Source organism: Serratia sp. NFX21 (assembly GCF_048517035.1).
GTDB lineage: Bacteria > Pseudomonadota > Gammaproteobacteria > Enterobacterales > Enterobacteriaceae > Serratia > Serratia quinivorans.
In genome coordinates this window covers 773403-787959 of sequence record NZ_CP183196.1, presented here as the reverse complement: position 1 = coordinate 787959, position 14557 = coordinate 773403, and the positions used below count along the sequence as shown (strand labels likewise).

8 protein-coding genes are annotated in these 14557 nt (G+C 55.7%); 6 read left to right on the top strand and 2 right to left on the bottom strand.

Features of this window, described 5'->3' with window-relative positions:
* The first annotated feature begins 105 nt into the window (after nt 1-105).
* Genes thiC through thiH form a run of 6 tightly spaced genes read left to right on the top strand, consistent with a single transcriptional unit; the run spans nt 106 to nt 5545 of the window.
* Nucleotides 106-2049 carry a phosphomethylpyrimidine synthase ThiC gene (gene thiC / locus ACNT1W_RS03660; protein ID WP_259191906.1) on the top strand — a complete coding sequence of 648 codons (1944 nt, stop codon included), beginning with the start codon at nt 106-108 and terminating at the stop codon, nt 2047-2049.
* Entirely contained in the window at nt 2042-2680 is a 639-nt protein-coding gene (gene thiE, locus ACNT1W_RS03655; RefSeq protein WP_012004750.1) for a thiamine phosphate synthase, read from the top strand. The genes thiC and thiE overlap by 8 nt, the downstream gene beginning before the upstream one ends.
* Nucleotides 2681-2684: 4 nt before the next feature.
* Nucleotides 2685-3434 carry a HesA/MoeB/ThiF family protein gene (locus ACNT1W_RS03650; protein WP_411228372.1) on the top strand — a complete coding sequence of 250 codons (750 nt, stop codon included), beginning with the start codon at nt 2685-2687 and terminating at the stop codon, nt 3432-3434.
* Complete coding sequence (gene thiS / locus ACNT1W_RS03645) at nt 3431-3631, top strand: sulfur carrier protein ThiS (RefSeq protein WP_419246422.1); 201 nt, start codon at nt 3431-3433, stop codon at nt 3629-3631. Before ACNT1W_RS03650 ends, thiS begins: the two co-directional genes overlap by 4 nt.
* 1 nt (nt 3632) lies before the next feature.
* Nucleotides 3633-4412, top strand: coding sequence for a thiazole synthase (locus tag ACNT1W_RS03640; RefSeq protein WP_012004747.1), 780 nt, complete (start codon nt 3633-3635; stop codon nt 4410-4412).
* A complete protein-coding gene (gene thiH, locus ACNT1W_RS03635; protein ID WP_017891328.1) occupies nt 4412-5545 on the top strand; it encodes a 2-iminoacetate synthase ThiH in 1134 nt (377 codons plus the stop codon). The genes ACNT1W_RS03640 and thiH overlap by 1 nt, the downstream gene beginning before the upstream one ends.
* A 332-nt stretch (nt 5546-5877) precedes the next feature.
* Here the strand turns inward: thiH and rpoC are convergent, their stop codons facing one another.
* Both rpoC and rpoB read right to left on the bottom strand, forming a co-directional pair.
* On the bottom strand, nt 5878-10104 hold the full coding sequence (gene rpoC / locus ACNT1W_RS03630; RefSeq protein ID WP_012004745.1) for a DNA-directed RNA polymerase subunit beta': 4227 nt from the start codon (nt 10102-10104) through the stop codon (nt 5878-5880).
* Nucleotides 10105-10222: 118 nt separating this feature from the next.
* Nucleotides 10223-14251 carry a DNA-directed RNA polymerase subunit beta gene (gene rpoB, locus ACNT1W_RS03625; RefSeq protein WP_012004744.1) on the bottom strand — a complete coding sequence of 1343 codons (4029 nt, stop codon included), beginning with the start codon at nt 14249-14251 and terminating at the stop codon, nt 10223-10225.
* Between the last annotated feature and the right edge of the window lie 306 nt (nt 14252-14557).

Here is a 14557-nt window from a genome sequence, read left to right as displayed (position 1 = left end):
GTGACCCCGATTTGGGATAATCCTGCTTTGCCGGCCAGCATCATTACTCCCTCCGAGCTCCAGACAAGCAACTTTCCCAACCCAACACACTGGTAGGAACTTGCTATGTCTAACGTTAACAAACCCCGCGCTCGTAAAGAGCAACGCGAAGAAGCCCAGCAGTTTATCAACACCCTGCAAGGCGTTTCCTTCCCCAACTCACGCCGGATCTATCTGCAGGGCTCACGTAGTGACCTGCAGGTGCCAATGCGTGAAATTCAGCTCAGCCCGACGCTGATCGGTGGCGATAAGGACAACCCGAAGTACGAGCCAAACGAAGCGATTCCGGTGTACGACACTGCCGGCCCTTACGGTGATCCCCAATCAGAACTCAACGTGCATAGCGGCCTGGCGAAGCTACGCGCCGGTTGGATCGCTGAACGCGGTGATACCGAAGCGCTCAAGGGCGTCAGTTCAGGTTTCACCCAGCAGCGCCTGGCCGATGAAGGCCTGGATCACCTGCGCTTTGAACATCTGCCGTTGCCGCGCAAGGCACAACCGGGCAAACGCGTGACCCAGTTGCACTACGCGCGTGCCGGCACCGTCACCCCGGAAATGGAATTTATCGCCATTCGCGAAAACATGGGGCGCGAGCGCATCCGTGGCGAGGTATTACGCCACCAGCATCCTGGCCAAAGTTGGGGGGCCAACCTGCCGGAGAATATCACGCCGGAATTCGTTCGCCAGGAAGTCGCCGCAGGGCGCGCCATCATCCCCGCCAATATCAACCACCCGGAATCCGAACCGATGATCATCGGCCGTAACTTCCTGGTGAAGGTTAACGCCAACATCGGCAACTCGGCGGTGACCTCCTCGATCGAGGAAGAGGTCGAGAAACTGGTGTGGTCCACCCGCTGGGGCGCGGATACCGTGATGGATCTGTCTACCGGCCGCTATATCCACGAAACCCGCGAATGGATCCTGCGTAACAGCCCGGTGCCAATTGGCACGGTGCCTATCTATCAGGCGCTGGAAAAGGTGAACGGCGTGGCGGAAAACCTCACCTGGGAAATGTTCCGCGATACGCTGCTGGAGCAGGCGGAGCAAGGGGTTGACTACTTCACCATTCACGCCGGCGTGCTGCTGCGCTACGTGCCGATGACCGCCAAACGCCTGACCGGCATCGTTTCCCGCGGCGGTTCGATCATGGCCAAATGGTGCCTGTCACATCATCAGGAAAACTTCCTGTACCAGCACTTCCGCGAAATCTGTGAGATTTGCGCCGCCTATGACGTTTCTCTTTCCCTCGGCGACGGCCTGCGGCCGGGCTCAATTCAGGACGCCAACGACGAGGCACAGTTCGCCGAACTGCACACTTTGGGTGAGTTGACCAAAATTGCCTGGGAATATGATGTGCAGGTGATGATCGAAGGCCCTGGCCACGTGCCGATGCAGATGATCCGCCGCAACATGACCGAGGAGCTGGAGCACTGCCACGAAGCACCATTCTATACTCTTGGCCCACTGACCACCGATATCGCTCCGGGTTATGACCACTTTACCTCCGGCATCGGGGCCGCGATGATCGGCTGGTTCGGCTGCGCCATGCTGTGTTACGTCACGCCAAAGGAGCATCTCGGGCTGCCGAACAAAGAGGACGTCAAGCAGGGGCTGATCACCTACAAAATTGCCGCTCACGCCGCCGACCTGGCAAAAGGCCACCCCGGTGCGCAAATCCGCGATAACGCCATGTCCAAGGCGCGCTTCGAATTCCGCTGGGAAGATCAGTTCAATCTGGCGCTTGATCCAGCCACTGCTCGCGCTTATCACGACGAAACCCTGCCGCAGGAGTCCGGCAAAATCGCCCACTTCTGCTCTATGTGCGGGCCAAAATTCTGCTCGATGAAAATTTCGCAGGAAGTTCGCGACTATGCCGCCGCGCAAGAAGCGGCCAAACCGATAGCAGTGCAGCTAACCGGCATGGAAAAGATGTCGGCCGAGTTCCGCTCACGCGGCAGCGAGCTGTACCACAGCGCCGGTAACCTGCAAGAGGAATTGAGCAATGACTGATATCACCACGCCCTTCCCCGCCACGCCTCACAAGTTGGGGTTATACCCGGTAGTCGACAGCGTTGAATGGATTGCCCGTTTGCTGGACGCAGGCGTCACTACCCTTCAACTGCGGATTAAGGATCTGCCGGATGAACAGGTCGAGGACGACATTGCCGCCGCTATTGCCCTCGGCAAGCGCTACGACGCCCGATTGTTTATCAACGACTACTGGCAACTGGCGATTAAGCACGGTGCCTATGGCGTACATCTCGGCCAGGAGGATTTGGACACTACCGATCTGGCCGCCATTCACCGCGCCGGGCTACGTTTGGGGGTTTCCACTCATGACGATAGTGAACTGGCCCGCGCCATTGCGGTAAAACCTTCCTATATCGCACTGGGGCATATTTTTCCGACGCAAACCAAAGACATGCCTTCTGCCCCACAGGGTCTGGTGGAGCTGAAACGCCATATCGCCGGGCTGAGTGACTACCCAACGGTGGCGATCGGCGGGATCAGTATCGATCGCGTGGCGGCAGTGCTGGATTGTGGCGTCGGTAGCGTCGCCGTGGTCAGCGCCATTACCCAGGCCCCGGACTGGCGCGCAGCGACTGCACAACTGCTGCAACTGATCGAAGGCAAGGAGTGATGCCATGCTGAACGATCAAGAATTCCTGCGCTACAGCCGCCAGTTGCTGCTGGAAGACATCGGCCCCGCAGGCCAAGAGAAACTAAAACAGTCGACGGTACTGATCGTCGGGTTGGGGGGGTTAGGCTCCCCCGCCTCGCTTTATCTGGCCGCCGCCGGTGTCGGCACCCTGCTGCTGGCCGATGACGATAGGCTGCACGTCACCAATTTGCAGCGTCAGATCCTCTATCGCAGCAGCGACGTTTCCCAAAGCAAAGCCGCCCTGGCAAAGCACCAGCTACAGGCGCTGAACCCGATGGTCGAATCCATTGCGCTGGAACAGCGTCTGCAGGGGGAAGTGTTACAGCGCGCCGTACAACGCGCCGATTTAATTTTGGACTGTAGCGATAACATGGAAACCCGCCATGCGGTGAACGCCGCCTGCATCCAGGCCGGTAAACCGCTGATCAGCGGCAGTGCGGTGGGTTTCAGCGGTCAGCTGCTGGTGATAGAACCTCCCTATGCCCACGGCTGCTATGCCTGCCTGTATCCGGAACAAACTGAACCCCAACGCAACTGCCGTACCGCTGGCGTACTCGGCCCGGTGGTCGGCGTCATTGGCACCCTGCAAGCGCTGGAAGCGATAAAAATGCTGGCGGGCCTGCCTTCCGCCATCAGCGGCAAACTGCGGCTGTTCGACGGTAAACAACAAAGCTGGAGCACCTTGCAACTCAGTCAGGCCAGCACCTGTCCGGCGTGCGGAGGGACAGCATGAAAATTCGGCTTAATGACCAGCCGCTGGAACTGGCACAACCGCTGAGCGTCAGCGCCCTGCTCGAGCAACTGGAACGCCACCAGCCGGGCACGGCACTGGCTATCAACCAAATCATCATCCCGCGCACTGACTGGGCTAATCACCTGGTGCAAGACGGCGATGACATTCTGCTGTTTCAAGCGATCGCCGGAGGCTGACATGCTACAAATCGCCGATACCACTTTTACCTCACGCCTGTTTACCGGCACCGGTAAATTCGCCACCCCAACGCTGATGCTGGAGGCATTACAGGCCTCCGGCTCGCAGCTGGTCACCATGGCAATGAAGCGTGTTGACCTGCGCGGCGGTAATGACGCCATTCTGGCGCCGCTGCAACAACTGGGCGTACGCCTGTTGCCGAATACTTCCGGCGCCAAGACCGCGGCAGAAGCGGTGTTCGCCGCCCGGTTGGCCCGTGAGGCGCTTGGCACCCACTGGGTGAAACTGGAAATCCATCCCGATGTGAAATACCTGCTGCCGGACCCGATCGAAACCCTAAAGGCGGCAGAAATATTGGTGAAAGAAGGTTTTGTGGTGCTGCCTTACTGCGGTGCCGATCCGGTGTTGTGTAAACGCCTGGAGGAAGCGGGCTGTGCCGCGGTCATGCCGCTGGGCGCGCCTATTGGTTCCAACCGTGGGCTGCGCACCCGCGACTTCCTGGAGATCATTATCGAGCAGGCCAGGGTGCCGGTGGTGGTCGACGCCGGCATCGGTGCGCCAAGCCATGCGCTGGAAGCCATGGAACTGGGTGCCGATGCCGTGTTGGTGAATACTGCAATCGCCGTGGCGCGCGACCCGGTGCAGATGGCTCGGGCTTTTCGCCTGGCACTTGAGGCCGGCGAACTGGCACGTCAGGCGGGATTGGGCAGCAGTCAGCGTAATGCGGTTGCCTCCAGCCCGTTGACCGCTTTTCTCAGCCAGACAGGGGAGACATTGTGATGGCTGATGATTTCAGTAGCCGCTGGCAACAGTTGGATTGGGACGATATCTCGCTGCGTATTAACAGTAAAACGGCGCGTGATGTCGAGCATGCGCTGAATGCGGAAAAACTGTCGCGCGAAGACTTTATGGCACTGATTTCCCCTGCCGCCGCGTCCTACCTGGAGCCACTGGCGCAACGTGCGCAGCAGATGACGCGTCAACGTTTTGGCAACGTGGTTAGCTTCTACGTGCCGCTGTACCTGTCCAATCTGTGCGCCAACGACTGCACCTACTGCGGCTTTTCGATGAGCAACCGCATCAAGCGTAAAACCCTGGATGCCGCCGAGATCGAACGCGAGTGTCTGGCGATTAAGGCGTTGGGCTTTGAGCATTTGCTGTTGGTCACCGGGGAACACCAGACCAAGGTCGGCATGGACTATTTCCGCCAACACGTTCCCGCGATCCGCCGCCATTTCAGCTCGCTGATGATGGAAGTACAACCGCTGGAGCAGCAAGAGTACGCCGAATTAAAGGCTCTGGGGTTGGATGGCGTGCTGGTGTATCAGGAAACCTATCATCCCGCGACCTACCTGCAGCATCATCTGCGCGGTCAGAAACAGGACTTTCACTGGCGGTTGGCCACACCGGATCGCCTGGGCCGCGCCGGGATCGACAAGATCGGCCTCGGGGCCCTGATCGGGCTTTCCAACAGTTGGCGTACCGACTGCTACATGCTGGCTGAACACCTGTTCTACCTGCAACAGACTTACTGGCAGAGCCGCTACTCGATTTCATTCCCGCGCCTGCGCCCTTGTGCCGGAGGTATCGAACCGGCATCGATCATGAGTGAACCGCAATTGGTGCAGCTAATCTGTGCCTTCCGGCTGTTCGCCCCCGACGTGGAGCTGTCTTTGTCGACGCGTGAGTCACCGTTTTTCCGCGATCATATGATCCCGGTGGCGATCAACAGCGTCAGCGCCGGCTCCAAAACCCAGCCTGGCGGCTATGCCGACGATGTGCCACCGGAGCTGGAACAGTTTGAACCGCACGATGGCCGTACCCCACAGCAGGTGGCACAAGCCATCAGCGACGCTGGTTTACAGCCGGTGTGGAAAGACTGGGACGGCTACCTGGGGCGCAGCCCGCAGTAATCTGCAAGCCTTGCAACGCCGTTGAAAAAACGAGGGAAGCGTTGCGCAGAAGCTATCGACACCGCTGGCGGGGCAAATCAGCCCCGCTATAGTGGCGATGCTGGCTGCCAAACCCGGTGCCAGCCGGAGCCGTCACCTACCAGACGGTTTCGCCTTATCCTCTCCCGGATCACGTCGGATTACCCTCCCGCGTGACTCCGGGACCTCAGAATGTTGATGCCCCCTGTAACTCCTCACCCGGCCCGGTTCGCAGGCAAAAAAAAACCGCCCCCGAAGGAGCGGTTTATCTGGTCAGGGCCCGGCTATGCCGAACCCCAAGGCGCATTCAACGATTAATCGTTGTTGCCGCCACCCAGGTTGCCTGCATTGAGCAGTTCAGCCAGGTTAGCCGTTGCTTCTTCCGCGCTCACCTGCGGAACAACTGGCGTTTCACCCTGTGCTTTACGGCGCATGCGGTCCTGATGATAAGCGTAACCGGTACCGGCTGGGATCAGACGGCCCACGATGACGTTCTCTTTCAGGCCACGCAGTTCATCACGCTTACCGGCAACAGCCGCTTCGGTCAGAACGCGCGTCGTTTCCTGGAACGATGCTGCGGAGATGAAGGACTCGGTCGCCAAGGAAGCCTTGGTGATACCCAGCAGATCGCGTGAGAAGGTTGCCTCGATTTTGCCTTCAGCAGCAAGCTGACGGTTGGCAATCTTAACGCGAGACACTTCAGCCTGCTCGCCTTCCAGGAACTCGGTGCCACCAGCGCTAACGATGGTGCCTTTACGCAGCATCTGACGAACGATAACTTCAATGTGTTTATCGTTAATCTTAACGCCTTGCAGACGGTAAACTTCCTGCACTTCGTTGGTGATGTAGCGAGTAACCGCATGCACACCACGCAGACGCAGAATGTCGTGTGGAGATTCTGGGCCGTCAGAAACAACGTCACCACGTTCCACAACTTCACCTTCGAACACGTTGAGCTGACGCCATTTTGGAATCATCTCTTCGTACGCATCGCTGCCGTCCAGTGGAGAGATTACCAGGCGACGCTTGCCTTTGGTCTCTTTACCGAACGAGATAATCCCGCTGATTTCAGCCAGGATTGCCGGCTCTTTCGGACGACGTGCTTCGAACAGATCCGCAACGCGTGGCAGACCACCGGTAATATCCTTGGTACCGCCGGATTCCTGAGGAATACGCGCCAGGGTATCACCCGCACCGATCTGAATGCCGTCTTCCAGCTGTACAATCGCTTTACCTGGCAGGAAGTATTGAGCAGGCATATCAGTACCTGGGATCAATACGTCGTCGCCTTTGGCATCAACGATTTTCAGTGCCGGACGCAGGTCTTTACCGCTACCGGTACGCTCTGCGCTGTCCAGTACTACCAGAGAAGACAAACCGGTCAGTTCGTCGGTCTGGCGGGTAATGGTCTGGCCGTCAACCATATCAGCGAAGCGGATGAAACCACTCACTTCGGTGATAACTGGCATGGTGTGCGGATCCCAGTTAGCAACGGTTTCGCCGCCGTTAACTTCCATACCGTCGCCTTTGCCCATCACGGAACCGTAAGGCACTTTGTAGCGTTCTTTAGTACGGCCGAATTCGTCGATCAGCTTCAGTTCGGTGTTACGAGAGGTGATCACCAGCTTGCCTGCGGCGTTCATTACGAACTTCACATTGCTCAGCTTCAGAGTACCCTTGTTTTTCACCTGGATGCTGGATTCAGCAGCCGCACGAGATGCCGCACCACCGATGTGGAACGTACGCATCGTCAGCTGTGTACCCGGCTCACCGATTGACTGTGCCGCGATAACGCCGATAGCTTCGCCTTTGTTGATGATGTGACCACGTGCCAGGTCGCGACCATAGCAGTTTGCACACACACCAAAGTCGGTTTCACAGCTAACGACGGAACGGACTTTAACGCTGTCGACAGAGTTTTCTTCCAACAGGTCACAAGTCTTCTCGTGCAGCAGGGTGTTACGTGGCACCAGGATATCAGCCGTACCCGGCTTGATGATATCTTCTGCTGTCACACGACCCAGAACACGTTCGCGCAGTGGCTCTTTAACGTCACCACCTTCGATAACCGGAGTCATCATGATGCCGTTGTGAGTACCACAGTCGTCCTCGGTAACCACCAGATCCTGCGCCACGTCAACCAGACGACGGGTCAGATAACCGGAGTTAGCCGTTTTCAGTGCGGTATCCGCCAAACCTTTACGAGCACCGTGCGTGGAGATGAAGTACTGGAGTACGTTCAGACCTTCACGGAAGTTCGCGGTGATTGGCGTTTCAATGATGGAACCATCCGGCTTGGCCATCAGGCCACGCATACCGGCCAGCTGACGAATCTGTGCTGCAGAACCACGCGCACCGGAGTCGGCCATCATAAAGATACTGTTGAAGGAAACCTGCTGTTCAACAACACCGTCACGGTTGACGACGTCTTCAACAGACAAGTTTTCCATCATTGCCTTGGCAACACGTTCGTTCGCTGCGGCCCAGATATCGATCACTTTGTTGTAGCGTTCGCCGGCGGTAACCAAACCAGACTGGAACTGCTCCTGGATTTCGGCAACTTCGGTTTCTGCTTCTTCGATGATCTCTGCTTTCTTGGCAGGGATTACCATGTCATCGATACCTACTGACGCGCCTGAACGGGCAGCGTAAGCAAAACCGGTGTACATGATCTGGTCAGCAAAGATAACGGTCGGCTTCAGGCCCAGGATGCGGTAACAGGTGTTCAGCATCTTGGAGATAGCTTTCTTGCCCAAAGGCTGGTTAACGATCGAATACGGCAGACCGCGCGGTACGATCATCCACAGGATGGCGCGACCAACGGTAGTGTCGACGATCGAAGTCTGGTGTACAGACTCGCCTTCGGTGTTTTTGATCTCTTCGGTGATACGCACTTTGACACGCGCATGCAGAGAAGCCAGACCGGCGCGGTAAATACGCTCCGCTTCTTTCGGGCCACTCAACACCATGCCTTCGCCTTTGGCGTTAACACAGTCACGGGTCATGTAGTACAGACCCAATACAACGTCCTGAGAAGGAACGATGATTGGCTCGCCGTTCGCTGGTGACAGGATGTTGTTGGTAGACATCATCAGCGCACGCGCTTCCAGCTGAGCTTCAAGCGTCAGTGGAACGTGTACTGCCATTTGGTCACCATCGAAGTCGGCGTTGTATGCCGCACAAACCAGCGGGTGCAGCTGGATAGCCTTACCTTCGATCAGAACCGGTTCAAATGCCTGGATACCCAAACGGTGCAGGGTTGGTGCACGGTTCAGCAGTACCGGGTGTTCGCGGATAACTTCGTCCAGGATATCCCAAACGACAGCTTCTTCGCGCTCAACCATTTTCTTGGCGGCTTTGATGGTGGTGGCCAGGCCACGCAGCTCCAGCTTGCCGTAGATGAACGGTTTGAACAGCTCCAGTGCCATTTTCTTAGGCAGACCGCACTGATGCAGACGCAGGTATGGACCTACGGTGATTACAGAACGACCAGAGTAGTCAACACGTTTACCCAACAGGTTCTGACGGAAACGACCCTGCTTACCTTTGATCATATCGGCCAAAGATTTCAGAGGACGCTTGTTGGAACCGGTGATCGCACGACCGCGACGGCCGTTATCCAGCAGGGCATCTACCGCTTCTTGCAGCATACGCTTTTCGTTGCGCACGATGATGTCAGGCGCAGCCAGATCCAGCAGGCGTTTCAGACGGTTGTTACGGTTGATCACGCGGCGATACAGATCGTTCAGATCTGAAGTCGCAAAACGACCACCATCCAACGGCACCAGCGGACGCAGATCCGGTGGCAGTACCGGCAGCACGGTCAGGATCATCCACTCTGGCTTGTTGCCAGACTGTACGAACGCTTCCAGCAGCTTGATACGCTTGGTCAGCTTCTTACGCTTGGTTTCGGAGTTGGTTTCGTTCAGCTCTTCGCGCAGAGTTTCACACTCTTGCTCCAGATCCATGTTTTTCAACAGGGCCTGAATAGCTTCCGCACCCATCTTGGCGTCGAATTCATCACCGAACTCTTCCAGCGCATCCAGATACTGCTCTTCAGTCAGGATCTGACGACGCTCGAGGTTAGTCATACCGCCTTCGATAACCACATAGGATTCGAAGTACAGTACACGTTCGATGTCACGCAGCGGCATATCCAGCAGCAAACCGATGCGGGATGGCAGCGATTTCAGGAACCAGATGTGCGCAGTTGGTGAAGCCAGCTCGATGTGCCCCATACGCTCACGGCGTACTTTGGTCTGGGTCACTTCAACGCCGCACTTCTCACAAATCACGCCGCGGTGTTTTAAGCGCTTGTACTTACCGCACAGGCACTCATAGTCTTTTACCGGCCCAAAGATACGGGCACAGAAAAGGCCGTCACGTTCTGGTTTGAACGTACGGTAGTTAATGGTTTCCGGCTTCTTGACTTCGCCGAACGACCAGGAACGGATCATGTCTGGCGATGCCAGAGCAATCTTGATCGCGTCAAACTCTTCGGTCTTGGTTTGCGCTTTCAGAAACTTTAATAAGTCTTTCACGGATTGGCTCCTGTCGGAGTTAAACCTGTTGGGCGCTCGCTGACAAATCGCGCGCCCGTGTGACCTGAACAACCACCCTCAGGCTCCCTAAGGCCGGGAGCCTGAGCCGGAAAAACGATTACTCGCCTTCCAGTTCGATGTTGATACCGAGCGAGCGGATTTCTTTCAACAGTACGTTGAAGGACTCCGGCATGCCTGGTTCCATGCGGTGATCGCCATCCACGATGTTTTTGTACATCTTGGTACGGCCGTTAACGTCATCCGACTTAACGGTGAGCATTTCCTGCAGGGTATAAGCTGCGCCGTATGCTTCCAGTGCCCACACTTCCATCTCACCGAAGCGTTGACCACCGAACTGCGCCTTACCACCCAGCGGCTGCTGAGTAACCAAGCTGTAAGAACCGGTTGAACGGGCGTGCATTTTATCGTCAACCAAGTGGTTCAGTTTCAGCATGTACATATAGCCAACGGTAACCTGGCGCTCAAATTGCTCACCGGTACGGCCATCGAACAGCGTAATCTGACCCGAGGTTGGGATCCCGCCCATTTCCAGCAATTGCTTGATTTCACTCTCTTTCGCACCATCAAACACCGGCGTTGCGATTGGCATACCTTTTTTCAGGTTCTCTGCCAGACGCAGTACTTCGTCGTCGGTGAAGGTGTTCAGGTCAACTTTCTGGCAGACATCGTCGCCCAGATCGTAAGCCTTCTGAATGAACTCACGCAGCTTGGCCACTTCCTGATGCTGCTTCAGCATTTGGTTGATCTTCTCACCAATGCCTTTCGCAGCCATACCCAAGTGGGTTTCCAGGATCTGACCGATGTTCATACGTGATGGTACGCCCAACGGGTTCAGTACGATGTCAACCGGCGTGCCGTTTTCATCGTAAGGCATATCTTCGATCGGGTTGATCTTGGAGATAACACCCTTGTTACCGTGGCGGCCTGCCATCTTGTCACCCGGTTGGATCTGACGCTTAACAGCCAGATAAACCTTAACGATTTTCAGCACGCCTGGTGCCAGATCATCGCCCTGGGTGATCTTACGACGCTTGGCGTCCAGCTTCTTCTCGAAGTCGGATTTCAGCTCGTCGTACTGCTCTGCCAACTGTTCCAGCTGGTTTTGCTTTTCTTCGTCGGTCAGGCCCAGTTCCAGCCAGCGATCGCGTGGCAGTTTGCTCAGCTTTTCAGCTTCAACACCGCCGGCAACCAGCACCGCATGAATACGTGCGAACAGACCAGCTTCCAGGATCTGCAGTTCTTCAGTCAGGTCTTTTTTCGCCTGCTTCAGCTGCATCTCTTCGATTTCCAACGCACGCTTGTCTTTTTCCACGCCATCGCGGGTAAAGACCTGCACGTCGATAATCGTACCGGAAACGCCGTTTGGTACGCGCAGAGAGGAGTCTTTAACGTCAGACGCCTTCTCACCGAAGATCGCACGCAGCAGCTTCTCTTCTGGCGTCAGCTGGGTTTCACCTTTTGGTGTTACCTTACCAACCAGAATGTCGCCACCGGTCACTTCAGCACCGATATACACGATACCGGACTCATCCAGTTTGGAGAGCGCAGCTTCACCCACGTTAGGGATGTCGGCAGTGATCTCTTCAGGCCCCAACTTGGTGTCGCGAGACACACATGCCAGTTCCTGGATGTGGATGGTAGTGAAGCGATCTTCCTGAACGACACGCTCGGACACCAAGATGGAGTCTTCGAAGTTGTAGCCGTTCCATGGCATGAATGCCACGCGCATGTTCTGGCCCAGCGCCAGTTCACCCAGGTCAGTGGACGGGCCATCTGCCAGCACGTCGCCGCGCTCGATTGGCTCACCCAGATTCACACACGGCATCTGGTTGATACAGGTGTTCTGGTTAGAACGGGTGTACTTGGTCAGGTTATAAATATCGATACCTGCTTCGCCCGCGAGCATCTCGTCTTCGTTAACTTTAATAACGATACGGGAAGCATCCACGTACTGGATCACACCGCCACGTCGAGCTACGGCAGTAACACCGGAGTCAACAGCTACAGCACGTTCCATACCGGTACCTACCAGCGGCTTGTCAGCACGCAAGGTTGGAACCGCCTGACGTTGCATGTTCGCACCCATCAATGCACGGTTGGCGTCATCGTGTTCCAGGAATGGAATCAGTGAAGCGCCAACGGAGACAACCTGCTGGGTTGATACGTCCATATAGTCAACCTGGTCGCGGCTGAACAGGCTTGATTCGCCTTTGCTACGACAGGTGACCAGGTCTTCTACGAAGCGGCCGTCATCATCCAGGTTGGAGTTCGCCTGAGCGATAACGAAGTTGCCTTCTTCAATAGCAGACAGATAGTTGATTTCATCGGTAACCAGGCCGTCACGCACGCGGCGGTACGGAGTTTCCAGGAAGCCATACTCGTTGGTCTGTGCGTACACGGACAAGGAGTTGATCAGACCGATGTTTGGACCTTCCGGCGTTTCGATTGGGCACACGCGACCGTAGTGAGTCGGGTGTACGTCTCGAACTTCAAAGCCGGCACGTTCACGGGTCAGACCGCCTGGGCCCAATGCAGAGATACGACGTTTGTGCGTAATCTCGGACAACGGGTTGTTCTGGTCCATAAACTGAGACAGCTGGCTGGAGCCGAAGAACTCTTTCACCGCCGCCGAAATCGGCTTGGCGTTGATCATGTCCTGTGGCATCAGGGTGTCCAGATCGCCCAGGGACAGACGTTCTTTAACCGCACGCTCAACACGCACCAGACCTACACGGAACTGGTTCTCAGCCATTTCGCCGACGGAACGGATACGACGGTTGCCCAAGTGGTCGATATCGTCCACTTCGCCTTTACCGTTACGGATACCGATGAGCTTCTTCATCACTTCGATGATGTCGTCTTTGCTCAGGATGCCCGAACCTTCGATCTCGTCACGCAGCAGAGAACGGTTGAACTTCATACGACCAACCGCAGACAGATCGTAGCGGTCTTCAGAGAAGAACAAGTTCTCAAACAGGTTTTCAGCAGCTTCGCGCGTTGGCGGCTCACCAGGACGCATCATGCGGTAGATTTCTACCAGTGCGCTCAAACGATCGCTGGTTGGATCGACACGTACAGTCTCAGAGATGTACGCACCGTGGTCCAGATCGTTGGTGAACAGCGTTTCGATACGCTTGTGGCCTGACTGGCTCAGTTTGGCCAGCAGATCCAGCGACAGCTCCATGTTGGCTGCGCAGATCAGCTCACCGGTATTGGTATCGATATAGTCCTTCGCGACCACTTTGCCCGCGATGTACTCAACCGGTACTTCAATACTCTGAATTTCGTCTTTTTCGAGCTGACGGATATGACGAGCGGTGATACGACGGCCTTTCTCAATGTAGATCTTGCCGTTGGCTTCGATATCAAACGAAGCAGTCTCACCACGCAGACGTTCTGGAACCAGCTCCATCTGCAGCTTGTTATCACGGATCTCGTAAACTACTTTCGCAAAGAACAGGTCAAGGATCTGCTCAGTGGTGTAGTTCAATGCACGCAGAATGATGGTCGCAGGCAATTTACGGCGACGGTCAATACGCACAAACAGGTTGTCTTTCGGGTCAAACTCGAAATCCAGCCATGAACCGCGGTAAGGGATGATACGTGCGTTATACAGCACTTTACCCGAAGAGTGGGTTTTACCCTTATCGCTGTCAAAGAATACGCCAGGACTACGGTGAAGCTGAGATACGATAACCCTCTCAGTACCGTTGATCACAAAGGTGCCGTTTTCGGTCATGAGCGGAATTTCGCCCATATAGACTTCTTGTTCCTTGATGTCTTTGACCGTGCCTTCCGGAGCTTCGCGCTCATAGATTACCAGGCGCAGTTTTACGCGCAGCGGTGCAGAGAACGTCACACCACGGATCTGGCACTCTTTGACGTCGAAGACCGGCTCACCAAGACGGTAGCTAACGTATTGCAGCTCCGAATTGCCACTGTAGCTCTGGATAGGGAAAACAGAACGGAAGGCGGCTTCTAGGCCGTGCTGCCCTTCTGGATCTTGCTCGATAAACTTCTGGAACGAATCAAGCTGGATAGAAAGGAGATATGGTATGTCCAAAACTTGTGGACGCTTACCAAAATCCTTACGAATACGTTTTTTCTCGGTATAGGAGTAAACCATAGGGTTCCTCAGCTCGCTGGAAAGTCGAACCTATTGTCCGTCCGGATATAGGACGGTTCACGCAACACCATTTTGTCGACCGGAAAGCGGGAACACTCTCCGCAATACTCGTTTCTATCACGCTTAAATCATTTCGTTGCGTTGTGCGGCAGATTTTGCTGCGGCAGGGAAGGCAATATATTAAGTCGTCGATAGAAAGAAATATTGGGGTTAGCCAGTAGCCAAACAGTGTGAAACTCTACTGACGCCCTACAGCGCAAAAAGGCTGGTGACCAAAAAGTCACCAGCCATCAGTCTGTTAGTTAA